The following is a 23,177-nucleotide window of genomic DNA, read 5'->3' as shown; positions in this document are numbered from 1 at the left end:
TCGCGGGCGGTCTCGTCTTCGGGGTCGGCGCGACGATGACCCTCGCCGCATGGAACGACTCCGAGTACGCGTCATCGACGTTCACCGCGGGGCGGTTCGACATCGTGGGTGCCACCGATGGCGCCACGTTCTCGAGCCACGCCACCGCCGGTGCGGCTGCGGCCCTGAACTTCGTCGTCGCTCCGACCGCCATGGTCCCCGGCACCACCACCTATGCGCTCTTCAGCGTCAAGACCGCCAACCCGTCCGCAGCGGGGACGCTGCAGCTCACCGCCGGCACGCCGGGCGGGACCGGTCTCGCGACCTACCTCACGTACGGGGTGCGCCTCGTGCCGACCGCCGCAACCCCGAGCCAGTCGTGCACCGCGGCCACCTACGCGGCGGCATCAGGTGCCTCGAGCGTGATCGTGGCGGACGGGTCCGCGCTCACGGTCGGGGGAGCGGCCACGACGTCCGTGCCGCAGGTCGTCACCGCGAACGGCACCACCCAGCTGAACTACTGCGTCGCCGTGACTCTGCCGGCGACCGCGGTCAATGCCGCGCAGGGCCTCACGATGACGCAGACGTGGCAGGTCCAGGGGACCTCGTCGTAGCGGATGCCGCGATCGCACGGAAGCGGATGCCGTGATCGCTCGGGATTCCGATGCCGTGATCGCATGGAGAGGAGGAGTGAGATGAGCGCACCGACGACACGACGCGAGCTCCGTGCGCGTGCGGGTGCGACGGGTGCCGCGCCGCCCGAGCCTGAACGCAGGGGGCTGGGGCGTCTGCTCGCCGACTCCGCGCTCTGGATCGCGGCGGTCGCGGGGGCGATGTGCATCGCACTCGTCGTGCTCGCACTCGCGGCGCAGGTCACCCTCATCATGTTCCGCACCGGGTCGATGTCGCCGACGATCCCCGCCGGATCCGTCGCCGTCGTGCAGCGCGTCCCGGCGGCCGATGTCGGCATCGGCGACATCGTCACCGTCGATCGCCCCGCGGATCTGCCCATCACGCACCGGATCACCTCGGTCGCCGACGGGTCTACGCCGGCGGAACGGGTCCTCACTCTGCGAGGCGATGCGAACGCCTCCGACGATCCGTTCCCCTATGCCGTGACGTCGGTGCGGCGCGTGCTGTTCTCGGTGCCTGGCGCGGCATCCGTCGTCGTGGCCCTCGGCGACCCCGTCGCGCTCGGTGCGCTCACGGTCGCGGCCACCGTGCTCGTCGTCTGGGCGTTCTGGCCGCGGACGCGCCGCCGAGGGGCGGGAGGCGGATGAACGTGGGCAGGGCGAGGATCAGCGGAGCGGCTGCAGTCTGCGGGGCGGTCGCGATAGGGGTCGCCGGGGTCGCGGCGACACCCGCCTGGGCTGCTCCGAGCACCGAGGTCGTCCAGAGCACGGTGCTGCGCATCGTCTCGGTCGCCGACTGGACGGAGGCGTCGAGTCTGCTCCCGGGGGAGTCGGTGCAGTGGGACGTCGCCGTCAGCGCGGATCCTGCCTCCGAACCGGGAACCGTCACCCTCGCCGTGAGCGCGAGAGGTGCGGCGCCCCTCATCGTCGACGCGGCGCTCTGCATGCAGGCCTGGGCCGACGACGAGTGCCCCGGCGGCGCGACGGTGCTCGCGACCTCCTGGAGCATCCCCCGCGACGGCGGCGAGGTCGTGCTCACGGACTTCTCGTCGACACGGGCGGCGCACCTGCGGTTGCACATGGCGCTCCCCGAGGACCACGACGGCCCGGGGCTCACCGACGTGCGGGTGACGGCCCGCGGTGTCGGCGACGCCGTCGTCGCAGGGACAGGCGGAGCGCTGCCGGCGACCGGGGGCGCACCGCCGACCGCAACGCTCGTCGGATCGGCAGCGCTGCTCGCACTGGGCGCGTCGCTGCTGGCCAGGGGGATACGGGTGGGCGGGAGACGACGCCACGGTCAGGAGGGCCCGTCATGACCGCGCCGACCGGCTCTCGGCGGCGGCTTCTCGCCGGCATCCTCGGTCTGAGCCTCCTCGCGGGCGCAGGGTCGGTCGCGACGGTGCAGCCGGTCGACGCCCGCTTCACCGACACCGAGCACGCGGCATCCGGCACCTTCACGTCGTTCACGGTGCCGCCCGCGACGATCACCGCGTGCACGGTCACCAACAACGGGCTCGGGTTGTTCCAGAGCGTGACGCTCGTGTGGACGTCGGTCTACCCGGCGAGCGGCGTCCGCTTGACGCTCACGCAGGGGGCCACGACGGCGGTGGTGCCCGCGTCCAACATCAGCACCACCGGGCCGTCCGGTGGGCTCTACACGCACACCGCCGTGCTGTCGCAGACGCTGCTCAGCGGACTGATCACCAATCTGCTCGGGAGCACGACCACGCTCACGGTCAACAACCTGCTGGTCGGCACCGCATGGACCTCGGTCGGCGTCTCGCGGCAGCTCTCGATGACCCTCGCGGGGCTCGGCGCGACCTGTGTCTGAGACGACGCAGTACGAAGGCGTCAGTCGGCCAGGGCGAGCGCCCGGAAGGCGTCCCGTTCGCGCAGGTGTTCGCGGCGACTGTTCGTCGCGACCGGCATCCTGCTGGGGACCTGCTGGCCCGTCGTGCGGCGGTACAGCTCGTCGATGAGCTCTGTCGCGAGGCCGACGAGCTTGGCGATCTCGCGGTCGTCGCGGTCGATCCAGACGCAGCGCGGCTCGTCGTGCACGGGGGCGAAGTCGATGTGCTCCTCCCACACGAAGAGCGTGCGTTCGGCGCCGAGCACGTGCTGCTGCCACCACACCTGACGCAGGTAGGTGCGGGGGATGCCGCGGAACGCCTTGTTCGTCGTCTTGATCTCGGCGAGCTCGATGCGTCCGCCGGTGTCGACCGCGATGCCGTCGGGCGTGGCGAGGTGGCGGTGCTCGACCTCGGCGCGGAACAGCGCCGACGACGGGAAGATGCCGTGCGTGGCCGCGACCCAGGCGGCGATCTCGGGTTCCCGGCGGCGGCCGTGGTCGGTGTAGGCGTTGCCGCCGAAGCGCGGACCGCCCCCGAGCTTGGAGTCGGCGGCGCGAGCGATCGACCTGTCGCTGGTGAGCCCGGCGACGTCAGTGGCGGTGATCCCGCGGGACCTCGCCCGCATCCAGGCGACGCGGTCGCGGGAGTCCGCAACGATGCGCGCTTGGAGTTCCGGGGTCACCTCACGAGCCTAACCCCGGCCACCGACCGCTGCCGCTGTACACGCCGCTCCGCGGCATCCGTACCGCCCCTCCCGTTCGTCCGCTCCCGCTTCTGCTCCCCGCCCCGCTTCTGCTCCCCGCCCAGCCCGTACTTCCCGACGCCCCTGCTCAGCTACGACGCCCCTGCTCATTGACGCAAATGACCCGGGGCTTCGTTAACCAGCAGGGGCGAGGGCGCTTCTGACTTCTCCTGCACGATCGCTCGGATGAGGGAATCCGGGCCGGACGGGTGTGAGTGACGCCATCCGCAGTCGTATCTCGCGCGACGATCGGCTGATGCCGAGGAAGATCGACGTCGCCACCGCGCACGCACTGCTGCTGACCCGGGACGACCTCCGTCACCGCGGCTGCACCGAGCGTGACATCGAGCGGCTGGTGCGCGAAGGCGTGATCCACCGCGTGCGCAACGGTCGCTACATTTCGGCCGACGACCGGGGAGGGCTGTGGAACGAGGGCCGCCACCTCGTCGACGTGGTCGCGACCCACCTCAACTCGCACGCCCCCGGCCCGGTGTTCTGGGGACCGTCGGCGGCAGTCATCCACGGGCTGCCGCTGTACCGGCTCGCGCCCGAGCACGTCCACACGGCGATCATCGGTGCGCGCCACGGCCGTACATGCGCGGGGGTGGTGTGGCACAACGTCGGGATCGAGCCATCGGACATCGTGGAGATCGAGGGCATCCGGTGCACCTCTCTGGACCGCACGGTCCTCGACCTCGCTCGTTCGACATCGGCGGAGGTCGCTCTGTCTGCTGCTGACGCGGCCCTGCGGAGCGCGGCGGTGGCGGGTCACATGCTGGACACCGACGCGGCGGCGGCATGGTCCGGCCGGATGTCGAACAGAGCCGAGCGCTCGCGCGGTCGAGGCATCCGGCGGGCTCGCTGGATCATCGATTTCGCCGACGGGCGTGCGCAACTCCCCGGCGAGAGTGTGAGCCGGCTTCAGCTCGCCCGGCTCGGATTCGCGAGACCGCAACTCCAGGTCCGCGTCGTGGGCCCTTCGGGCGAGGACTATTGGCTCGATTTCGGATTCCGGCGGGCGCAGTGCTTCGGCGAGTTCGACGGCACGGGAAAGTACTTCGACGAGTTCCTCCGCGGCGGGCGTACCGCGGAGGAAGTCGTCATGGCGGAGAAGAGGCGCGAGGATGCCGTGCGCGGTGTCACCGGATGGAGAATTGCACGCTGGGGTTCGTCGCACATCCTGTCGACGGACGGCTTCGCAAGGACCCTCGCCGCCTACGGCATCCGTCCCCCCGGGTGAGCGCTCCGCTCGACGCCTCTGGCCAGCTACGGCGCCCCTGCTCATCCACGTGAACCAGTGGGGGCGTCGGCGCTCAGCGGGGGCTTCGGCAGGCGAGGAGAGGGGCGGGATTTGGGGCGGGGGCGCCCGTGGGGTAGAGTGGGGGCAACCGAAGACCGCTGGTCATCGAACGTGTGCGAACACGGACGATCGAAGCTCTGCTCAGCAGGGGCCCGCGCAGGACACGAACTTCTCGAAGCTCCGTGCGCTTGCGCCGGAGCTTTTCTGTTGCATGCGGTCGAGGTCGGCGCCTCACCGCCGTGAGGCGCCTCGTACACATCAAGGAGTGACCATGGCGCAGAAGGATGCATCGGTCGCCGAGCTCACGAAGTCATTCGAGGACTCGACTGCCGTTCTGCTGACCGAGTACCGCGGTCTGACGGTTGCCCAGCTCAAGCAGCTGCGCAACAGCATCCGTCAGGACGCCGAGTACGCCGTGGTGAAGAACACGCTGACCAAGATCGCCGCCAACAAGGCCGGCATCACCGCTCTGGACGACGACCTCAAGGGTCCGTCGGCCGTCGCGTTCGTGCACGGTGACTTCGTCGCCACTGCCAAGGCTCTTCGTGACTTCGCCAAGGCCAACCCGCTTCTCGTGATCAAGGCCGGCATCTTCGAGGGCAACGCCCTCACCGCCGACGAGGTCAACAAGTACGCCGCGCTCGAGAGCCGTGAGGTTCTGCTGGCGAAGGCTGCGGGCATGATGAAGGCGACGATGGGCAAGGCTGCCGCCACCATCGACGCGCTTCGCGAAAAGCTCGAGACCGCCGACGCCGCGTAAGCGTCCGTCGTTCTCGTACAACAACCCCATCTATCTAGGAGATACATCATGGCGAAGCTTTCCACCGAGGAGCTGCTCGAGCAGTTCGCTGGCCTGACCCTCGTCGAGCTCAACGACTTCGTGAAGGCGTTCGAGGAGAAGTTCGAGGTCACCGCTGCTGCACCCGTCGCCGTTGCCGGCGCCGGTGGCGCTGGTGCTGCGGAAGAGGTCGAGGAGAAGGACTCCTTCGACGTCATCCTCGAGGCTGCCGGCGACAAGAAGATCCAGGTCATCAAGGCCGTCCGCGAGCTCACCTCGCTCGGCCTCGGCGAGGCCAAGGCTGTCGTCGACGGCGCTCCCAAGGCCGTCCTCGAGGGCGCGAACAAGGAGGCCGCCGAGAAGGCGAAGGCCACTCTCGAAGAGGCCGGCGCGACGGTCACCCTCAAGTAATCCCGTCCGGGGCGCGGTTCGCACCGCGTCCTGAACGTCTGCGAAGGCCCCGGGTCACCCCGGGGCCTTCTGCGTCTCACGCGGTCGCGTCATCGAGGCGCAGCGGTCGACCCCCGCACGACGAGCGACGAGCCGGACACCGTCGTCCTCGCCGCCGCGTCAGGGGACTCCATCGCCAGCCGGAGCAGGCGCACCGCTTCGTGGCCCTGCGATCGCGGGGCCTGCCTAATGGTCGTGAGCGCGAACATCTCGGCGTGCTGGTGGTCGTCGATTCCCACGACGCTGAGATCCGTGGGGACGGCGATCCCGAGGCGTCGCGCCGCGATGATCGCGCCGATGGCGGTCTCGTCGCAGACGCCGACGATGGCGCTCGGGCGCCTGCGCCGGTCGCCGAGCATCTCGACCGCAGCCTCGTATCCTCCCGGCATGGTCGAGGGCGCCTCCGCGATGTGCGCACGTTCGGCCAACCCCGCGACGCGCAGCGCTTCCCGATACCCTTCGATCCGCCTCAGGTCGCCGAAGCTCATCGTCGTCGACTGCCCGGATCCGCCGATGAAGGCGATATCGCGATGCCCCAGGTCGATCAGGTGCTCGGTCACGATCCGCGCCGCTTCCACGTCGTCGATCGTCACGGCCATCGCATCGGTGCTCTGCGGGCCGACGCTCACGAGAGGGCGCTCGGAGCGGCGGAGCCGTTCGAGCTCGTGCGCGCTGGGTTGGATGCCCACGGCGATGATGCCGTCGAATCGACGTCCGGGAAGGACGGTGTCGAACAGGCGCTCGCGGGATTCCGCCGCGTCGCGGAGCCCGTACAGGGCGAGTTCGTAGTCGGCGGCGAACAATGATTCCTGGATGCCGGCGAGCAGCTCGGAGAAGAACCAGCGATCGACGGGCGGCATGACCACGCCGACGATGCCGGTGCGTCCGGTGGCGAGGCTCGTGGCGGAGGAGTGAGCCACATAGGAGAGCTCCTCGGCGGCATCGGAGACCCGGCGCCGCGTGTGCTCGGAGACATAGCCGCGTCCGCTGAGGGCGCGGCTCGCGGTCGCTTTGGACACGCCTGCCCTCGCCGCGACGTCCGCGATCGTGCTCATCGGTCCTCCTTGACCTACAGGACGTCGACAGCCACGAGCGCGAGAGAACGATCGGACCGGGCGGACGCCGGGGTCAGCATACGTGCTCCGAGGTGAGAAGGGAACCGGTTCCACACAGCCCATTTTGAGAGCGCTCCCACAATCCCGTCTCCCGGTCGTCGAATGGATGCGATCTTGTGATGTTCCCGGCTTGTGTCCACACACCGCCGACTAATAGGTTTGCCTGGAATCGGTTCCCCAATGGCTGCGGCGATTGCTCCCTTTGGGGCGGACGATGATCCACCTGAAGAGGAGAAGTTCATGGCTTTGTCACAGCGATACCGCCTTCTTGCACCACTCGCGCTCATCGGAGCGGCGACCCTGGTTCTCGCCGGCTGCACCGAAGGCGGTAGCGGCGACGGCGGGGGAGGAGAGGCGAAAGGAACGGTTCGCATCTCCGGAGGCATCACGGGCGTCGAGGCCGACGACCTGAACGCCTCGTTCGAGCAGTTCACCGAGGACACCGGCATCAAGGTCGAGTACACCGGCGACAAGGGCTTCGAGGGCAACATCGTCACCAAGGTCACCGGTGGCGACGCCCCCGACATCGCGATCGTGCCTCAGCCGGGTCTGCTGAAGACCCTGGTCGACACCGGCAAGGTGCAGGCCGCGCCGGAGGCCGTCGAGAAGGCCGTCGACGAGAACTGGTCCGCGGACTGGAAGAAGTACGGGACGTTCGACGACACCTTCTACGCGGCGCCGATGCTGGCGAATCTCAAGGGCTACGTCTGGTACTCGCCCAAGAGCTTCGCCGAATGGGGCGTCGAGGTCCCGAAGACCTGGGACGAGATGATCGCCCTGACCGACACGATCGTCGAGAAGACCGGCGGACCCGCCTGGTGCGCCGGATTCTCCTCGGAGGCGGCCTCCGGGTGGCCGGGCACCGACTGGGTCGAGGACCTCGTCCTGCGCCAGTCCGGCCCCGACGTCTACGACCAGTGGGTTGCGGGCGACGTCAAGTTCACCGACCCCGAGATCAAGGACGCCTTCGACGCCGTCGGCACCATCCTGCTGAACCCGGACTACGTCAACGCCGGTTACGGTGACGTCAAGAGCATCAACTCGACCGCTTTCGGCGACGTCGCCTCGGCCGTGGCCACCGGCGACTGCGCGCTGACGCACCAGGCGTCGTTCCTGTCGGCGAACTTCCTCGACACGCAGACGGCAGCGGGCGAGACCCCGACCGTCGCCCCCGACGGCGACGTCTACGCCTTCATCATGCCGGGCGAGACCGAGGGCGAACTCCAGGTCGAGGGCGGCGGCGAGTTCGTCACCGCATTCTCCGACGACGAGTCCACCCAGAAGGTGCTCGAGTTCATGGCATCGCCCGAATTCGCCGACGCCCGAGTCGAGCTCGGCGGCGTGATCTCCGCGAACAAGAAGGCCGACCCGAGCCTCGCGTCCAGCGAGTTCCTCCAGGAGGCGATGCAGATCATGCAGGACGACTCGACGGTCTTCCGCTTCGATGCGTCCGACCTGATGCCGTCGACGGTCGGCTCCGGCTCGTTCTGGAAGGGAATGGTCGACTGGATCGACGGCAAGGACACCGACACGGTGCTCTCCGACATCCAGGCCGGTTACGAGAACTGATCGACTCGCTGAGATCAGCGTGAGCCGAGCGGGGTCGGGCTCCTGAGCCCGACCCCGCTCCTTCCATCCATTCGCCCGAGTACGCCGACGTACTCAGAAGGGGACCCCATGTCGCAAGCGACCGTCGAGACGCCCGTCGAGGCCGACGCTCCTCCTGTGACGACGCACGGTGCGGATCCGAAGGGGCGCGCGATCACGCGCACCGTCGTCGTGATCGGCTTCGTCGTCCTCGTCGCACTCGCACTCCTGCTCATCTTCACCACCTCCACCGAAGAGTCCGCCCGTGTGACCATCGGGTTCTCGCTCAACAGCTTCTTCGTCTGGCTCGGCGGGATGCACCCGCTGGTGCAGATCCCCGTGATCCTCCTCGTCTTCGGCGCGGTCGTCGGGATCGTCCTGGTCCTGATCGAGTACGCCCCGCGCGCGGGGCGCGGCTACTTCGTCATGCGCCTCGTCGCATGCCTCCTCATCCCGGTGCTCGCCTTCCTGCTGCTGCGCCCGTACGCCAACGCGGTGCTGTACGTCGTCGCGATCGCGCTGCTGGTGGGCGGTCTGCTGTTCTTCGCCGACTTCCGCGCCCGGCAGGGTGCCGGGTACCTCTTCCAGCTGATCCTCTTCATGGCTCCGGCCGCCGTGATGCTGATCCTCGGCCTCATCTACCCGGCGATCTCGACGATCTTCAAATCGTTCTTCGACAAGACCGGGGCGAACTTCGTCGGGCTCGAGAACTACTTCTGGGTGTTCACCAACCCCGTCGGAACGTCATCCGTCATCAACACCGTCCTGTGGGCGCTCCTCGCCCCGACCATCTCCGTCGTGATCGGACTCGCCTACGCGGTCTTCATCGACCGGGCGCGCGGCGAGAAATTCCTCAAGGTGCTGGTGTTCATGCCGGTCGCGATCTCGTTCGTCGGCGCCGGCATCATCTGGAAGTTCATGTACGACGCCCGTCAGGGCGATCAGATCGGTCTGCTCAACGCGATCGTCACGGCATTCGGCGGCGAGCCGGTGCAGTGGCTGGCGATCAAGCCGATCCTCAACACCCTGATGCTGCTGATCGTGTTCATCTGGACCCAGACCGGCTTCGCGATGGTCATCCTCTCGGCGGCGATCAAGGCCGTGCCGGTGGAGCAGATGGAGGCCGCCGAGCTCGACGGCACCAACGCCTGGCAGCGGTTCCGCAACGTCACGATCCCCGGCATCCGCTCTTCGCTGATCGTGGTGCTCACCACGATCACGATCGCCTCGCTGAAGGTGTACGACATCGTCGCCGTCATGACCGGCGGGCGCGACGAGACGAGCGTGCTCGGCTTCGAGATGGTCAACCAGCAACAGCGATTCCAGAGCTACGGTCACTCGTCGGCGCTCGCCGTGGTGCTGTTCCTCTTCGTGCTGCCGCTCATCATCTATAACGCCCGCTCGATGGCCAAGCAGAGGGAGATCCGCTGATGAGCGCCACACAGGCCGTCGTCACGACCGACAACCGCTCCAAGCGCCAGGTGGCGCGGGACACCCGCAAGCACGAGGCGATCGCGCACAAGAAGCTCACGTCGAAGGGCGCGACGATCGCCGCGGCGATCATCGCGATCTTCTGGACGATCCCGACGTTCGGGCTCTTCGTCACGTCGTTCCGCCCTGGCGCGGCGACGCAGAACAGCGGCTGGTGGACGGTGTTCACCGACCCGGAGTTCACGCTCGACAACTACGTGCAGGCGCTGAACTCAGGCGGCACGTCGACCACTCTCGCCTCGGCGTTCGTCAACTCGCTGGCGATCACGATCCCAGCCACGGTGTTCCCGATCGTGATGGCCGCGCTCGCCGCCTACGCCTTCGCGTGGATCGACTTCAAGGGTCGCAGCGCGCTCTTCGTCTTCGTCTTCGCGCTGCAGATCGTCCCGCTGCAGATGGCCCTCGTGCCGCTGCTCAGCCTCTTCTCCGAGGGCCTGACGATCAACGACGTTCCGATCTTCCCCGGTTTCGGGCTGAACGACGTCAGCTACAGCTTCGCCCGAGTGTGGATCGCGCACGCGATCTTCGCCCTGCCCCTCGCGACGTTCATGCTGCACAACTTCATCTCGGAGATCCCCGGCGAGGTCATCGAAGCCGCCCGCGTCGACGGCGCAGGTCACGGACAGGTGTTCTTCCGGATCATCCTGCCGCTCGCGGCGCCCGCCATCGCCTCGTTCGGAATCTTCCAGTTCCTCTGGGTCTGGAACGATCTGCTCGTGGCGACCATCTTCGCCTCGCCGGGAGCGCTGCCGATCACCCAGGCGCTGAACTCGCTGTCGGGCACGTGGGGCAGCAAATGGTTCCTGCAGTCCGCGGGTACCTTCATCTCGATCATCGTTCCGCTCATCGTGTTCTTCGCGCTGCAGAGGTTCTTCGTGCGCGGCCTGCTCGCCGGAGCGACCAAGGGCTGAGCCGCGAGCGGGAGGATCGACGACAGGATGCCGCGGTCAGGGTGCAACACAACCCCGGTCGCGGCATCCGCGCGTCTACCCTGAAGACATGAAGTACGCAGACTCGATCGTCGACCTCATCGGCGACACGCCCCTCGTGAAGCTCCAGCGCGTCACGGAGGGCATCGAGTGCACCGTGCTCGTCAAGCTCGAATACCTGAACCCCGGCGGGTCGGCGAAAGACCGCATCGCCTCTCGGATCATCGACGCGGCCGAGGCCTCCGGCGAACTCCGGCCCGGTGGCACGATCGTCGAACCCACGAGCGGCAACACCGGTGTCGGCCTCGCTCTCGTGGCCCAGCAGCGCGGGTACTCGTGCGTCTTCGTCGTGCCGGACAAGGTGGGCGAGGACAAGAACGACGTACTGCGGGCGTACGGCGCGGAGGTGGTCGTGACGCCGACGTCGGTCGCGGCCGACAGCCCGGAGTCGTACTACAGCGTGAGCGACCGGCTGGCGCGGGAGATCCCCGGCGCGTTCAAGCCCAACCAGTACGAGAACCCGAACGGGCCTCGTAGTCACTACGAGACGACGGGGCCAGAGATCTGGCGCGACACCGACGGCGAGGTCACGCACTTCGTCGCCGGGGTGGGCACGGGCGGCACCATCACGGGCACCGGCCGGTACCTGCGCGAGGTCTCGGACGGGCGGGTGCGCATCGTGGGCGTCGACCCCGAGGGCAGCGTCTACAGCGGCGGCACCGGTCGCCCGTATCTCGTCGAGGGCGTGGGGGAGGACATCTGGCCGGGTGCCTACGACCCGAGCGTGCCGCACGAGATCGTCGCGGTCGACGACGCGGAGGCCTTCGCGATGACCCGACGCCTCGCCCGCGAAGAGGGCATCCTCGTCGGCGGGTCCAGCGGCATGGCGGTCGTCGGTGCGCTGCGCATCGCGCGCGAGCTGCCGGCCGAGGCGGTCATGGTCGTGCTGCTGCCCGACGGCGGACGCGGCTACCTCAGCAAGATCTTCAACGACGGCTGGATGCGGTCGTACGGCTTCAGCGACGTCGAAGAGGGGGAGACGGTCGCCGATGTGCTGGCGACCCGGGCCACGCGACAGGGGGAGAGCATCCCCGATCTCGTGCACGCGCACCCCACCGACACCGTGCTCGAGGCCATCGGGCTGCTCACCGAGTACGAGGTGTCGCAGCTCGTCGTGCTCAGCGCCGAGCCGCCGGTCATGATGGGCGAAGTGGTCGGCACGGTCGACGAGAAGGGCCTGCTCGACCTGCTCTTCCGCGGCGATGCCAAGCCGACGGATGCCGTGGGCGCGCACGTCGGGGAGCGGCTGCCGCTCATCGGCATCCATGCCCCGATCGCGCAGGCCCGCGCCGCACTCGCCGACGCCGACGCGCTGCTCGTGACGGAGGGCGGACGCCCGCACACCGTGCTGACACGGCAGGATCTGCTCTCATACCTGTCGCGCTGACGCCGGGCGTAACGGGACGGCTGTCGGCTCGGCCGTCAACGTAGGCTGAGGGCATGTCCGAGCACTCCTTCGCCACCCGAGCCATCCACGCGGGCCAGGAGCCCGATCCGACCACCGGATCGATCATCCCGCCGATCTACCAGGCCTCCACGCATGTGCAGGACGGCATCGGCGGCTTCCGCGAGGGATACGAGTACAACCGCGCAGGCAACCCCACGCGCTCCTCGCTCGAGACCCAGCTCGCGGCGCTCGAGGGCGGCGCGCACGCCCTCTCGTTCGCGTCGGGCCTCGCCGCCGAGGACGCGCTGCTGCGCGGCATCCTCTCGCCCGGCGACCACGTGATCCTCGGCAACGACGTCTACGGAGGCACCTACCGCCTCTTCGCCAGGGTGCTCGCGAAGTGGGGCGTCGTCGCGACGGTGGTGGAGCTCTCCGACACGGATGCCGTGCGCGCCGCCGTGCGCCCCGAGACGAAGATCATCTGGATCGAGACACCGAGCAACCCGCTGCTGAAGATCGTCGACATCGCGCTGATCGCCGAGATCGCGCACGCATCGGGCGCGATCGCCGTCGTCGACAACACGTTCGCCTCGCCGGCTCTGCAGCAGCCGCTGTCGCTCGGAGCCGACGTCGTCGTCCACTCGACCACCAAGTACCTGGGCGGGCACTCCGACGTCCTCGGCGGTGCAGTGGTCTTCGGAGACGACCGCTTCGTGGAGGACGTGAAGTTCCAGCAGTTCGCGGTCGGCGCCGTGTCGGCGCCGTTCGACGCATGGCTCACCACCCGCGGCATCAAGACGCTGGCGGTGCGGGTGCGGCAGCACTCCGAGAACGCGCAGGCCGTGGCCGAATGGGCTGCCGGTCGCGCAGAGTTCTCGGAGGTGTACTACCCCGGTCTCGCCGACCACCCCGGCCACGACATCGCCGCCCGCCAGATGAGCGGATTCGGCGGGATGCTGTCGCTGGGTCTCGCCGCGGGGCCCGATGCCGCGAAGGCCTTCGCGGAGTCGACGGAGCTCTTCCAGCTCGCGGAGTCCCTGGGTGGGGTCGAGTCGCTGATCGGGTATCCGCCGGACATGACGCACGCGTCCGTGCGCGGCACCGAGCTGGCCGTGCCCGAGAACGTCGTGCGGCTCTCGGTCGGCATCGAGGACGTCTCCGACCTCCTCGCCGACCTCGAGCAGGGGCTCACTCGTATCTCGCGCTGAGGCCGCCGGGAGCGGGGAGTACCATGGGTACTTCGCTCGAATCGATTCGAGAATCATCCCCCTCCCCGGAAAGCCCCTGTGTCTGACGCGCCCCGCACCGATTCCGTCCCCACGACCCCTGCCCCCGAGCGCACCGCGACCGGGAGCATCCGCGTGCCCTCCGCGACAGGGGCGATCCGCACGCTCGGCGCGAACCCGGTCACCGCGCCGATCATGTTGCACCCCGGTGATTCGATCTCGAATGGACGTCGGGCCCTGTACATCGTCCTGCTGGGGGCGCTGACCGCCCTCGGCCCGTTCACGATCGACCTCTATCTGCCGGCGTTCCCGGTGCTGGAGGAGGACTTCCAGACGACCGCAGCGGCGGTGCAGCTCACCCTGACCGGAACCATGATCGGCTTCGCGCTCGGACAGCTCGTCGTCGGACCGCTCAGCGACAAGGTCGGTCGCCGCATCCCGCTCATCGCCGTGACCGCCCTGCACGTGCTGGCGAGCGTCGCCGCCGCGTTCGCTCCGACCCTGCCGCTGCTGGGCGGTGCGCGCGTGCTGATGGGCGTCGGCGCCGCCGCGGGCGGTGTGGTCGCCATGGCGATCGTGCGCGACCTGTTCGGAGGACGCCGCCTGGTCGTGATGCTCTCCCGTCTGGCGCTCGTCTCGGGTGTCGCGCCCGTCGTGGCCCCGCTCATCGGCTCGTGGCTGCTCACGCTCATGCCCTGGCAGGGCATCTTCATCGTGCTCGCCCTCTACGGCGTCGTCATGCTCGTCTCGGCGCTCATCTTCGTGCCGGAGACGCTGCCCGTCGCCCGCCGCCAGGAGAAGGGCGGGGCGACGGTGCTGCAGCGCTACCGCTCCGTCTTCTCCGACCGTGTGTTCATCGGGGTGCTGATCATCGGCGGCATGACGTTCTCCGGCCTGTTCTCGTACCTGTCCGCCTCGCCGTTCCTGTTCCAGCAGACGCATGGCCTCGATGCGCAGCAGTACGGCCTGCTCTTCGCGGTGAACTCGCTCGGTGTCGTCATCGGCGTGCAGGCGGCATCCCGTCTCGCCGCGCGTTTCGGGCCGCAGTGGGTGATGGCGTACTCGACCGCCGTGCTGCTGCTCGCCGGCGCCGCCATCATCGTGACCGATCAGCTCGGCCTGGGACTCTGGGGAACCGTCGTGCCGCTCTTCTTCTTCATGACGGCATGCGGGTTCACCCTGCCCAACGTGCAGGTGCTCGCCCTCGACCGGCACGGGAAGGCCGCCGGCACCGCGGCATCCGTCATCGGCGCGACGAACTTCGGCGTCGCCGGACTCATCTCGCCGGTCGTCGGATGGATCTCGAAGGGTGCGGGGATCACCGCGACGACGATGGCCGCGGTCATGGTCGGATGCGCCGTCATCGCCGTGCTCTCCCTCTGGTTCGTGGTGCGGCCCCGGAGCGTCGGGATGCTCGCTCCCTGATCCTTCAGCTTCGACACGGCAGAATGGTGCGATGAGATCGCGAACGCTGCTGTGGTGGGGAATCGGGATGCTGGCGGCAGCGGCGGCCCTCGGAGCGGTGATCGTGTTCGGCTACACCGAGCCCCCGGGATTCGACAGCTGGTGGAACAGCGAGATCGTCGAGAACCGGGCCGACTGGATGCTGACGGGCGCCCTCGTGCTCGACCACATCGGCGGGGGGTGGGTGGCCATCCTCGCGGTGCCGCTGCTGATCATCGTCGCGCTGCTGCTGGCCAGGCGCTGGCGCGGGGCGGTGTTCGCAGCCGTCGCCTTCCTCGCGAGCGCTGCGCTCGTGCAGCTGATCAAGAACCTCTTCGGGCGCGCCCGACCGGAGGACATGATCGTGACGAGCGACTTCGGATCCTTCCCATCAGGCCACACCGCCAACGCCGCCACCATCGCCATCGTGCTCTACCTGCTGTTCCCGCGCCTGTGGGTGGCCATCGTGGGCGCCACCTGGATCGTCGTGATGGCGGTGTCGCGCACGCTGCTCTCCGTGCACTGGGCCACCGACACCGTCGGCGGGGCACTCGTCGGGGCGAGCGCGGTGCTGCTCGTCGCGGCCCTCATGCTCCCCTGGGCGCGGACGGCGTCGAAGCGCCTGCCGCGCGCCGGATAGGCTGACGACGTCCCCCGCACTCACCGAGGAGTCGTCGTGTCCCGCATCCGTCCGTACCGTCCGTCCGACCGCGCAGCGCTATATGAGGTCTGCGTGAAGACCGCGGATGCCGGGAAGGATGCGACCGGCATCTTCTCCGACGACGAGCTGTGGGGCGACCTCTTCGCCGTGCCGTACGTCGAGCGGCACCCCGACCTCGCCTGGGTCGTCGAATCCGACGACGAGAGGGTGATCGGGTACATCGTCGCGACCGATGACACCGATGCCTTCCAGGCGTGGTTCCGTGACGAGTGGTGGCCGGCGCTGGCCGCCAAGTACCCGCGCGCGGCCGATCCGTCGAGCCGAGAGGAGAAGATGGTCGAGTACGGCTACCGGCAGGCCCCGGGGACCGACGCGCTCGCCGCCGACCACCCCGCACATCTGCACATCGATCTGCTGCCCGAGACGCAGGGGCAGGGTCTCGGACGCCGACTCATCGAGACGCTGTTCGCCGAACTCACCCGCCGCGGAGTGTCGGCGCTGCACCTCGGCATGGACCCGAAGAACACCGGGGCAGCCGCGTTCTACGAGCGCCTCGGCATGACCCCGCTGCCGTCCGCACCCGGTGGGCAGAGCTACGGCGTGACGTTCCCGCGGTAGGCGGCGCCCCGCTCTTCGCTGCGCCCAGGGCTCCCCGAATCCCACGGTGCCCGATAAACGTCGAACGGCCCCCGCTTCGCGAGGGCCGTTTGACGTTTGGCGGTGACGGCGGGATTCGAACCCGCGGTTGCTTGCACAACACACGCTTTCCAAGCGTGCTCCTTCGGCCGCTCGGACACGTCACCAGGGAACAACCTGAACAGTCTATCCGATCCGGTGACGGGCCCACGACCAGGGTGTTCCGGCATGCGGTGGCTGGCGTGGTGAGCGCGGTGCCGTGCGACGAATGGAAAATATTGATACACGAACAAGGTCTGTATAGCTTCATATGAAGACGCATCGGCGTCGCGGAGCATCGGGGGCCTGGGGTGGACGGACCGGAGATCGATGGGGCGCGCGCGCTCCGTGAATTCGTCGTCGGGGAGCCCGAGCACTACTCCAGGGTGTACCTGGTCGACGCCGACGGTCCCGGTGGCGCCGTCCTCGACGCGGCAGGCCCGAAGGATGCCGTTCTCCTTCCCGTCGCCGCCCCGGCGTCGAACAGCGCGGCCGCGATCTTCCGCTACGACGGGCAGCTGGAGGAGCCCGGCGACGAGATGTTCCTCGGCGGATGCACCGTCGAACTCCACGACTACATCGCCGCCGCCTTCGTCCAGCTCGTGGGGCCCAGCGTCGTCGCGATCGTCGACGACCAGGGCTGGCTCGCGCTCCTCGACGACGTGGGCATCGCGCGACGCACCGGCGTGTTCCCGTCGGCGCTCCTCGATCCGCGGGTGATCCTCGCGAATCGCGCGGCGATCGAGAGGCCGGACGAGATGCAGGTGCCGAACGCGATCCGGGTGCGGACCGACGGCGCACTCAGGGTGGGCATGCGCGGCGAGGTCTGCGGTCACCTCTCGACGACGACCGACCTCGCGGCTGCCGCACCACGCCTGGCGGCGCTCAGGAGTTCACCCTCGGCCGACGAGTGGCGTGCCGAGCACCCGGAGCGCGGGTGGCTGACACGATGCCTGCGGGCGACCGATCTGCTCAAGATGCTGCGCGGGGAGTCGGGGACCGTCAGCATCTCCGGCTTCGGGTGGGCGTTGGTCGACGACGACAGAGCGGATGCCGAGCCGTCGCCCTTCCATCCCTTCCTCGTCCGGACTCCGCAGGGTTTCCTGCTCGCCGATGTCGCGACACGGCGTCGCGTGTCGCTGTCGCCGCTCACGGCCGCCGTCGTCGAGGTATCGCAGACATCGAGCTCCGAAGAGCTCGCCGTCGAGCGACTCGTCCGGCGACTCGCGGTCACCGCGTCCGACGCCCGCCGATTGCGCAGCGAGGCAATGGCGGCGTTCCGCATCCATTCCGACGGAGCGTGCGACGAGACGCCGGCAGAGATGACGGTGCATCCATGACGCGACCGCCCGCCCTCTGGGTGTCGATGCTTCCCGCCGACACCGTCTTCTCGCCCGACCAGACCGCCGTGGCCGCCACAGGGCACCGCATCGAGTACGCCGACGGGTCGACGCGACTGTGCGCGACCAGCGGACTCTGGAACGTGCCTCTGGGCTACGGCAATCCGGCGGTGGCAGACGCAGTGAGCAGGGCATCACGTGACGCCTCCTACCTGACGCTCTTCCGCACGCCGCATCGGTACGCCGAGGTCGCGGCGGAGAGGCTCCTCGAGGTCGTCGATCCGGCCGGTTACAGCCGCGTGATCTTCTCGACCTCGGGCGGTGCCGCCAACGATGCCGCGATGAAACTCGCACGACAGTACTGGTCGCAGAGCGGCGCAGCCTCGCGGAACGTCATCGTCGGCCTGAAGGGCAGCTACCACGGCACGATGTACGGCAGCCACGCTCTCAGCGGCGACGATCTCGCCCAGGCGGCGTACGCGGTCGATCGACGGGCCGTGCGGCATGTGGCCCACACCGACGAGGGCGAGGAGCTCGAGACGCTGCTCCGTCGCGAGGGGTCCCGCATCGCCGCGGTCGTCGTCGAACCGGTGCTGGGCAGCGGAGCGCGGCCGCTGACGGAGGCCTTCGTGTCGCGTCTGCTCGCCCTGCGCGAGGAGTTCGGGTTCCTCGTCGTCGCGGACGAGGTGGCGACGGGATTCGGCCGGACCGGACGCATGTTCGCCAGCGACGGGTGGGCGGCGGCACCGGATCTGCTCGTTCTCTCGAAGGCGCTGACGAACGGAGCGGCAGGTGCGTCCGCTCTCCTCGTCGGACACCGTGTCGCCACGCAGTTCGCACGGGGCGGGTGGACGTTCGTGCACGGCGAGACGCAGGCGGGGACGCCGGTGTGCGCCGCCGCGATCGTCGCCGTGCTCGACGAGCTCGAACGCATCGACGTGCTCTCGACCGTGAACGCGCTCGCCGTCGAGCTCCGGGCCCGCGCCGACTCGCTGCAGGCAGACGGGCTGGTCGCCGGAGTCAGTGGTCGGGGCTGCTTCCTCGGCCTCGACCTCCGGGCATCGGACGGCGAGGCACTGACGGGAGCGGAAGTGCTCGACGTCGTGTCGGCGATCGCTGACAACGGTGTGCGCGTTCAACCCGGTCCGAGTGGCATCGCCCTGATCCCCGCGTACGGATTCACCACTGACGACCTCGCGGAGATGGAGGCCGGCGTGCGCGCGGGTCTGGCTCAGGCCCGGACGGCGGCGGCATGACGAGCGAGTTCCGCGGGCGCGTTCCCACGCTGTGGCAGGGGAAAGGCATCGCTCAGCGGATGACGAGCCGACTGACCTCGGGCCGCAAGACCCTGGTGATCGCCGACAGCGAGGTGCGGATCCCTCGCCTCGCCGCTCGCCCGACCGGGATCATCGAGATGGATCCGTCGTCGGCGGACGCGCGGACGGTCGCAGACATCGCCGCTCGGATCGCTCGACGGCGCCCCGACGTCATCCTCGCCGTCGGCGGGGGCACGGTGCTCGACGCGGCCAAGATCGCCGCCCTGGCGCTGTCGCCGACGCGAACGCTGGACTTCGTGATGGAACGGGCTGCCGGTGAGGCGCTGGTCTTCCTGCCCGACGTCCGTCCGCCCGTCGACATCGTCGCGGTGCCGACCACTCTCGGCACCTCCTCCGAGACGAACAGCGTCGGTATCCTCACGAACGCCCGCGGTCACCGACTCATGATCGGACGCGCGCTGAGGCCTCGCCACGCCCTCCTGGACCCGGAGAACCTCATGACCCTCTCGGCGGCAGCCGTCAGGGAGGGAGCGCTCGAGGCCTTCCTGCGTCTGGCGGGTGCGTCGACGAGCGCACACCGAAGCTCTCGCGCCCGGAGGGATGCCGTGGCGCTCGGACGGGCCATCCTCGCGACAGCCGACGCGCGGGCGGACTCCCTCGACGACCTGCTCCGTCTCGCACGCCTGAGCGCCGCAACCCAGCGCACCGCCGCCCTGCAGGGGGCCGACAGATACGCTCCGCGTCACTGGTACCTCGCGAACGAGGTGGCCTTCGCGCTCGGTGAACGGAAGATGGCGGCCACGGCGGCGATCATCGCCGCCGTCTGGCAGCGGATCTGCGGGGAAGACTCCCGGTGGGGTGATCGCGCGAGTCTGGAGCACTTCTGGGGCCGGGCCGCGACCGTGCTGTCGTTGCCACCGCACCCGGTCCGCGGGATCGCCGAACTCATCGAACGGTGGGCGATCGCGCGGCCTCCGACGCCCGACGATCGTGACGTCGACCGCATCGCCGCCGCGACCGAGAACGCCTGGGGTGCCCGGCGACCGATGCTCGCCGGCCTGATCCACCGCGACTTCCGAGATGTGCTCCTCGCGTCCGCCTGGAGCGACCGGAGGGGCGTCGCGCACGACGGCCCCCCGACGAGGGGAGGAGGTGAACGACATGGACCACGACAGTGACTCCCGCCTCCGGTTCGAGGAACTCGACGAGATGGAGGCCCCCAGCTGGGAGAGCTTCTACCAGGGCGCGATCAGTGCGCTGGTGCTCATCGGCATCGGCGCCGCTGCAGCGACATGACCGGATCAGAGCCCTGATCCCTTCCACGAAAGGACGCAGATGAACACTGCGACGCCCAAGCTCGAGTTCACGGAACTCGAAGCGATGGATGCTCCCGACGACGCTCTCGACTGGACTCGAGGCTTCGCCGTAGGAGTGATCATCGGGATCCTCGCACTGACGTAGGAGACCGACCCTCGTCACCCGTGAAGGAGGTGATACGTGCAGACGGAAACACTCGAGTTCCTCGAACTCGAACAGATCGATGCGCCGCTGGAGTGGTGGCAGCACGCGAGTTACATCATCGCCATCGTCGGCGGTGCGGCAGCGATCGCGACCTGACCGACCGTGATCCGACACAGGGGGTGCGGGCGCCATGATGCGCCCGCACCCTCCAGAACCACACGAACGCTCCAGAACCACACGAACGCTCCAGAACGACACGAACGCTCCAGAACGACACGAATGGAGACCACTGATGACGACCCTCATCACCGACGTCATCCGCGCGCGGGTGACCGCCGCAGGGGCGGTCGCCGCCGAGCTCGATCTCTACGAGGGCGCAGGCACCGACTTCTATCAGCGACTCGTTGGGGCAGATCGTGCGGAGATCCGAGAGGTGATGGCTCTCGCCCGTCGCGCGGAGGGTCCCATCCTCGACATCGCCGCCGGCGCGGGCAGACTGACGATCCCGCTGGTGCGTGCCGGGCACCGGGTGACGGCCGTCGACCTCTCCGACGACATGCTCGCCCATCTGCGCCACGCGGTGCGCGATCAGCCCTCGCTCGAATGCGTGGTCGCCGATATGAGAGACCTGCGTCTCGCGCGGCGGTACGCGCTCGCCGTGCTGGGGGCGACATCCATCACGCTTCTCGACCGCAAGGGGAGGTCGCGCCTGTACCGGAGCGTGCAGCGCCACCTCGCGGACGACGGGGTCTTCGCTCTCACCGTCGCCTCCGGGGCGTCCGCGGCGGCACTGGGCGTGCCGCGGGAGGAGGAGATCGTCGTGCCGGGGTCCGGTGCTCCCGAGACCTACCTGTTCGCTCAGCGCATCGACGACGACGGCGCCACGCGCGTGGTCAACTGGGTGCGGACCGCAGACCTGGTCGCCGGGGGCGTCGCCACGGTCCTCACGAGTCGGCTCCGCGTGCTCGACCGCGACACGCTCGCGCGAGAGTTGATCTCGGCCGGGTTCGCGCCACCGGACGTCTCGCGCGTCCGCACGCTCGGGGGACAAGACATCGACCTCCTCGTGACGACAGCCGCAGGGTTCCGGCAAGGTTCCGACGACGATGCCGTCGCCTAGGTTCCCGCTCCGCTCCGCCCGGCGCGCGGACACACCTCTCCGGGGTGATGCGCGCCCTCGCCTGGCCCACGACGTGACCTTCGAGCGGGCGGAGGACGGGCGGTGGATCACCCTGCTCCACGGAGTGCCGGCGTCGCGCGTCTCCGGAGACGTCGTCGCTCTGCTCGCCGCCATGGACGGCGAGACGATGCTCGACGACCTGCGTCGACGCTTCGCCGCGTCCGAGGGTCTCGAGACGTTCCTCCGCCTGGTCGAGCGCTTCCGAGCGAGCGGTCTGCTCGACGACGCGCCCAGGACGCCGCCGGGGCGCGTATCCTTCCGGCCGCCGTTCACCGTCCAGCTCGCGACCATGCACGCGCCGGTGATCTTCGATCGACTCACCCGCTTCGCCGCTCCGACCTCGTCGCGAGACGTCGTCCTGCCGCTCGCCGTCCTGCTCGGGGTCGGCGTCCTCGCCGCGGCCCTGCAGGCCGAAGAGCTCTGGCACGTCATCGTCTCGCCCGTGCCGCTCGGGGCTCTGGTGGTCGTCGTCGTCGGCCTCGCGTCGCTGACTCTGCTCCACGAAGGCGCTCATGGGATGACCCTGGCGTACTTCGGCGGCCGACCGCGGCGAGCCGGATTCATGCTCTTCTACCTCGCGCCGGCGTTCTTCGTGGATGTGACGGACGGCTGGCGCCTGCGCGACAGGCGCCAGCGTGTCGCGGTCGCGCTGGCAGGACCGGCCGTGCACGCCGGCGTCGGCGCCACAGCGGTCGTCACGGCACTCGCGGTCGCGGTTCCGGAGGTCGACCGGGTGCTCCTGCTGCTCGCGATCTCCTGCACTGCGATCGTCGCGGTGAACCTGATCCCGTTCGTACGTTTCGATGGCTACCTGGCGCTCATGAGCGCCCTCGACGAGCCGAATCTCCGTGACCGGTCCATCCGCGACGCCAACCACGCGATGGCATGGATGCTGTTCGGGGCACCGCGCGACGGCAGGAGCCTGGATCGCCGGTGGAGCGTTCCCTTCGGCCTCGCGAGCGTGGTCACGCCGATCGTGCTGGTGCTGCTCGCCGTCACCCGTATCGGCGACGCGCTCGCCGCGGGCGGCCCGGCGGGCGGGGTGGTCGTGATGGCCGTGGAGGCCGCGGTGGTCTGCGTCGGAGCGGTGCTCCTCGTGCGCGGCCTCCGTCGCATCCTGCGGGCGGGCGTCTCCCGCGTGCGGTTCTGGGGAGTGCTCGCCGCCCTCGTAGTGAGCGTCGCGGGCGCCGGGTCCCTGGTGACCGTGCCGGTGTCGGCCGCCTTCGGGTTCTTCCCGGAGAACGGTCGGGTGATGCTGGCGCAGGCGACCGCGGGTTCGACCGCGGGAATGAGGCCGACCATCCCCCGGGAGGTGCCCGTCGTCCTGACCAGCAACGGCATCCTCGGGAACGAGTACCTCGGGAGCGGTACGGCGTCGCCGCGCCCGCTGCGCCCGGTGACGGCGCCGCTCGAGTCGTTCGTGCCGGTGACGGCGTCCGGGGCGTCCATCCCGGCCGTGATCGTGGCCGAGGTCGTCGTCACGGACGCGAGCGGCGACGTCGATATCGGTCGCGCGGTCGTCGATCTCGGGACGCAGACCCTGTGGCAGGCGCTCTGGGCGGCCGGCGTGGAGGCACCGCTGTCGACCCTCCTCAGCGAGAAGTAGGAAAGGAA

Annotated in this window: 25 protein-coding genes and 1 tRNA gene; 23 read left to right on the top strand and 3 right to left on the bottom strand. The window is 69.2% G+C overall.

Annotated features, from left to right (window positions below):
* The first annotated feature begins 35 nt into the window (after positions 1-35).
* The 4 genes from FSY98_RS03980 to FSY98_RS03965 all read left to right on the top strand — a co-directional run bounded on the left by FSY98_RS03980 (position 36) and on the right by FSY98_RS03965 (position 2,442).
* Positions 36-593, top strand: coding sequence for a SipW-dependent-type signal peptide-containing protein (locus tag FSY98_RS03980; RefSeq protein ID WP_396652320.1), 558 nt, complete (start codon positions 36-38; stop codon positions 591-593).
* Positions 594-674: 81 nt separating this feature from the next.
* Positions 675-1,259: a signal peptidase I gene (locus tag FSY98_RS03975; protein ID WP_144874171.1), complete on the top strand. Its 585-nt coding sequence runs from the start codon at positions 675-677 to the stop codon at positions 1,257-1,259.
* On the top strand, positions 1,256-1,927 hold the full coding sequence (locus FSY98_RS03970; protein WP_144874169.1) for a hypothetical protein: 672 nt from the start codon (positions 1,256-1,258) through the stop codon (positions 1,925-1,927). The genes FSY98_RS03975 and FSY98_RS03970 overlap by 4 nt, the downstream gene beginning before the upstream one ends.
* The gene (locus tag FSY98_RS03965) at positions 1,924-2,442 is read left to right on the top strand and encodes a hypothetical protein (protein ID WP_144874167.1); all 519 of its coding nucleotides are present in this window, start codon (positions 1,924-1,926) and stop codon (positions 2,440-2,442) included. Before FSY98_RS03970 ends, FSY98_RS03965 begins: the two co-directional genes overlap by 4 nt.
* Positions 2,443-2,462: 20 nt before the next feature.
* Here the strand turns inward: FSY98_RS03965 and FSY98_RS03960 are convergent, their stop codons facing one another.
* Positions 2,463-3,143 carry a YqaJ viral recombinase family protein gene (locus FSY98_RS03960; RefSeq protein WP_144874166.1) on the bottom strand — a complete coding sequence of 227 codons (681 nt, stop codon included), beginning with the start codon at positions 3,141-3,143 and terminating at the stop codon, positions 2,463-2,465.
* Positions 3,144-3,459: 316 nt separating this feature from the next.
* Between FSY98_RS03960 and FSY98_RS03955 the strand changes: the two genes are divergently transcribed.
* From FSY98_RS03955 to rplL, 3 genes are all read left to right on the top strand, one after another.
* Positions 3,460-4,443 (top strand): type IV toxin-antitoxin system AbiEi family antitoxin domain-containing protein, encoded by a 984-nt coding sequence (locus FSY98_RS03955; protein WP_144874165.1) that lies wholly within the window; start codon positions 3,460-3,462, stop codon positions 4,441-4,443.
* Between the two features lie 331 nt (positions 4,444-4,774).
* Positions 4,775-5,263 (top strand): 50S ribosomal protein L10, encoded by a 489-nt coding sequence (gene rplJ, locus FSY98_RS03950; RefSeq protein ID WP_144874164.1) that lies wholly within the window; start codon positions 4,775-4,777, stop codon positions 5,261-5,263.
* 48 nt (positions 5,264-5,311) lie between these two features.
* Positions 5,312-5,692: a 50S ribosomal protein L7/L12 gene (gene rplL, locus FSY98_RS03945; protein WP_144874163.1), complete on the top strand. Its 381-nt coding sequence runs from the start codon at positions 5,312-5,314 to the stop codon at positions 5,690-5,692.
* Positions 5,693-5,781: 89 nt separating this feature from the next.
* On the opposite strand, the gene FSY98_RS03940 is transcribed toward rplL, so the two are convergent.
* Entirely contained in the window at positions 5,782-6,786 is a 1,005-nt protein-coding gene (locus FSY98_RS03940; protein ID WP_144874161.1) for a LacI family DNA-binding transcriptional regulator, read from the bottom strand.
* A 300-nt stretch (positions 6,787-7,086) separates the two neighbouring features.
* On the opposite strand from FSY98_RS03940, the gene FSY98_RS03935 reads away from it, so the two are divergent.
* From FSY98_RS03935 to FSY98_RS03900, 8 genes are all read left to right on the top strand, one after another.
* On the top strand, positions 7,087-8,415 hold the full coding sequence (locus tag FSY98_RS03935; RefSeq protein ID WP_144874159.1) for an ABC transporter substrate-binding protein: 1,329 nt from the start codon (positions 7,087-7,089) through the stop codon (positions 8,413-8,415).
* Between the two features lie 108 nt (positions 8,416-8,523).
* Entirely contained in the window at positions 8,524-9,864 is a 1,341-nt protein-coding gene (locus FSY98_RS03930; protein WP_144874157.1) for a carbohydrate ABC transporter permease, read from the top strand.
* Complete coding sequence (locus FSY98_RS03925) at positions 9,864-10,835, top strand: carbohydrate ABC transporter permease (protein WP_144874155.1); 972 nt, start codon at positions 9,864-9,866, stop codon at positions 10,833-10,835. Before FSY98_RS03930 ends, FSY98_RS03925 begins: the two co-directional genes overlap by 1 nt.
* Positions 10,836-10,923: 88 nt before the next feature.
* Positions 10,924-12,300: a cystathionine beta-synthase gene (locus FSY98_RS03920; RefSeq protein WP_144874153.1), complete on the top strand. Its 1,377-nt coding sequence runs from the start codon at positions 10,924-10,926 to the stop codon at positions 12,298-12,300.
* Positions 12,301-12,353: 53 nt separating this feature from the next.
* Positions 12,354-13,508: a cystathionine gamma-synthase gene (locus tag FSY98_RS03915; RefSeq protein ID WP_144874151.1), complete on the top strand. Its 1,155-nt coding sequence runs from the start codon at positions 12,354-12,356 to the stop codon at positions 13,506-13,508.
* Positions 13,509-13,586: 78 nt separating this feature from the next.
* Positions 13,587-14,951, top strand: a complete 1,365-nt coding sequence (locus FSY98_RS03910) for a multidrug effflux MFS transporter (RefSeq protein WP_144874149.1) — start codon at positions 13,587-13,589, stop codon at positions 14,949-14,951.
* A gap of 31 nt (positions 14,952-14,982) precedes the next feature.
* Positions 14,983-15,609 (top strand): phosphatase PAP2 family protein, encoded by a 627-nt coding sequence (locus tag FSY98_RS03905; protein WP_260857260.1) that lies wholly within the window; start codon positions 14,983-14,985, stop codon positions 15,607-15,609.
* A gap of 36 nt (positions 15,610-15,645) precedes the next feature.
* On the top strand, positions 15,646-16,248 hold the full coding sequence (locus FSY98_RS03900; RefSeq protein WP_144874147.1) for a GNAT family N-acetyltransferase: 603 nt from the start codon (positions 15,646-15,648) through the stop codon (positions 16,246-16,248).
* Positions 16,249-16,345: 97 nt separating this feature from the next.
* Here the strand turns inward: FSY98_RS03900 and FSY98_RS03895 are convergent.
* A tRNA-Ser gene (locus FSY98_RS03895) sits at positions 16,346-16,433 on the bottom strand.
* Between the two features lie 183 nt (positions 16,434-16,616).
* Between FSY98_RS03895 and mpaB the strand changes: the two genes are divergently transcribed.
* The 8 genes from mpaB to mpaP all read left to right on the top strand — a co-directional run bounded on the left by mpaB (position 16,617) and on the right by mpaP (position 23,169).
* Positions 16,617-17,645: a daptide biosynthesis RiPP recognition protein gene (gene mpaB, locus FSY98_RS03890; RefSeq protein WP_144874145.1), complete on the top strand. Its 1,029-nt coding sequence runs from the start codon at positions 16,617-16,619 to the stop codon at positions 17,643-17,645.
* On the top strand, positions 17,642-18,901 hold the full coding sequence (gene mpaD, locus FSY98_RS03885) for a daptide-type RiPP biosynthesis aminotransferase (RefSeq protein WP_144874143.1): 1,260 nt from the start codon (positions 17,642-17,644) through the stop codon (positions 18,899-18,901). Before mpaB ends, mpaD begins: the two co-directional genes overlap by 4 nt.
* The gene (gene mpaC / locus FSY98_RS03880) at positions 18,898-20,100 is read left to right on the top strand and encodes a daptide-type RiPP biosynthesis dehydogenase (RefSeq protein WP_144874141.1); all 1,203 of its coding nucleotides are present in this window, start codon (positions 18,898-18,900) and stop codon (positions 20,098-20,100) included. The genes mpaD and mpaC overlap by 4 nt, the downstream gene beginning before the upstream one ends.
* Entirely contained in the window at positions 20,084-20,218 is a 135-nt protein-coding gene (gene mpaA1 / locus FSY98_RS16900) for an MpaA1 family daptide-type RiPP (protein ID WP_260857259.1), read from the top strand. The genes mpaC and mpaA1 overlap by 17 nt, the downstream gene beginning before the upstream one ends.
* Positions 20,219-20,257: 39 nt before the next feature.
* Positions 20,258-20,383 carry an MpaA2 family daptide-type RiPP gene (gene mpaA2 / locus FSY98_RS16895; RefSeq protein ID WP_260857258.1) on the top strand — a complete coding sequence of 42 codons (126 nt, stop codon included), beginning with the start codon at positions 20,258-20,260 and terminating at the stop codon, positions 20,381-20,383.
* Between the two features lie 36 nt (positions 20,384-20,419).
* Positions 20,420-20,539 carry an MpaA3 family daptide-type RiPP gene (mpaA3, locus tag FSY98_RS16990; protein WP_313955850.1) on the top strand — a complete coding sequence of 40 codons (120 nt, stop codon included), beginning with the start codon at positions 20,420-20,422 and terminating at the stop codon, positions 20,537-20,539.
* A 136-nt stretch (positions 20,540-20,675) separates the two neighbouring features.
* Entirely contained in the window at positions 20,676-21,503 is an 828-nt protein-coding gene (mpaM, locus tag FSY98_RS03875) for a daptide-type RiPP biosynthesis methyltransferase (protein WP_144874139.1), read from the top strand.
* Positions 21,490-23,169: a daptide biosynthesis intramembrane metalloprotease gene (gene mpaP, locus FSY98_RS03870; protein WP_313955849.1), complete on the top strand. Its 1,680-nt coding sequence runs from the start codon at positions 21,490-21,492 to the stop codon at positions 23,167-23,169. Before mpaM ends, mpaP begins: the two co-directional genes overlap by 14 nt.
* Positions 23,170-23,177 lie beyond the last annotated feature (8 nt).

This window comes from Microbacterium sp. 1.5R, assembly GCF_007667425.1.
Taxonomy (GTDB): Bacteria; Actinomycetota; Actinomycetes; order Actinomycetales; family Microbacteriaceae; genus Microbacterium.
The sequence above is the reverse complement of the archived record's forward strand: the minus strand, read 5'-3'. Positions and strand labels throughout refer to the sequence as shown.

Coding starts and splice junctions, on each gene's coding strand:
- FSY98_RS03980 (WP_396652320.1), top strand. CDS start 36: ATGACCCTCGCCGCATGGAACGACTCCGAGTACGCGTCATCGACGTTC.
- FSY98_RS03975 (WP_144874171.1), top strand. CDS start 675: ATGAGCGCACCGACGACACGACGCGAGCTCCGTGCGCGTGCGGGTGCG.
- FSY98_RS03970 (WP_144874169.1), top strand. CDS start 1,256: ATGAACGTGGGCAGGGCGAGGATCAGCGGAGCGGCTGCAGTCTGCGGG.
- FSY98_RS03965 (WP_144874167.1), top strand. CDS start 1,924: ATGACCGCGCCGACCGGCTCTCGGCGGCGGCTTCTCGCCGGCATCCTC.
- FSY98_RS03955 (WP_144874165.1), top strand. CDS start 3,460: ATGCCGAGGAAGATCGACGTCGCCACCGCGCACGCACTGCTGCTGACC.
- rplJ (WP_144874164.1), top strand. CDS start 4,775: ATGGCGCAGAAGGATGCATCGGTCGCCGAGCTCACGAAGTCATTCGAG.
- rplL (WP_144874163.1), top strand. CDS start 5,312: ATGGCGAAGCTTTCCACCGAGGAGCTGCTCGAGCAGTTCGCTGGCCTG.
- FSY98_RS03940 (WP_144874161.1), bottom strand. CDS start 6,786: ATGAGCACGATCGCGGACGTCGCGGCGAGGGCAGGCGTGTCCAAAGCG.
- FSY98_RS03935 (WP_144874159.1), top strand. CDS start 7,087: ATGGCTTTGTCACAGCGATACCGCCTTCTTGCACCACTCGCGCTCATC.
- FSY98_RS03930 (WP_144874157.1), top strand. CDS start 8,524: ATGTCGCAAGCGACCGTCGAGACGCCCGTCGAGGCCGACGCTCCTCCT.
- FSY98_RS03925 (WP_144874155.1), top strand. CDS start 9,864: ATGAGCGCCACACAGGCCGTCGTCACGACCGACAACCGCTCCAAGCGC.
- FSY98_RS03920 (WP_144874153.1), top strand. CDS start 10,924: ATGAAGTACGCAGACTCGATCGTCGACCTCATCGGCGACACGCCCCTC.
- FSY98_RS03915 (WP_144874151.1), top strand. CDS start 12,354: ATGTCCGAGCACTCCTTCGCCACCCGAGCCATCCACGCGGGCCAGGAG.
- FSY98_RS03905 (WP_260857260.1), top strand. CDS start 14,983: ATGAGATCGCGAACGCTGCTGTGGTGGGGAATCGGGATGCTGGCGGCA.
- mpaD (WP_144874143.1), top strand. CDS start 17,642: ATGACGCGACCGCCCGCCCTCTGGGTGTCGATGCTTCCCGCCGACACC.
- mpaC (WP_144874141.1), top strand. CDS start 18,898: ATGACGAGCGAGTTCCGCGGGCGCGTTCCCACGCTGTGGCAGGGGAAA.
- mpaA1 (WP_260857259.1), top strand. CDS start 20,084: ATGGACCACGACAGTGACTCCCGCCTCCGGTTCGAGGAACTCGACGAG.
- mpaA2 (WP_260857258.1), top strand. CDS start 20,258: ATGAACACTGCGACGCCCAAGCTCGAGTTCACGGAACTCGAAGCGATG.
- mpaM (WP_144874139.1), top strand. CDS start 20,676: ATGACGACCCTCATCACCGACGTCATCCGCGCGCGGGTGACCGCCGCA.
- mpaP (WP_313955849.1), top strand. CDS start 21,490: ATGCCGTCGCCTAGGTTCCCGCTCCGCTCCGCCCGGCGCGCGGACACA.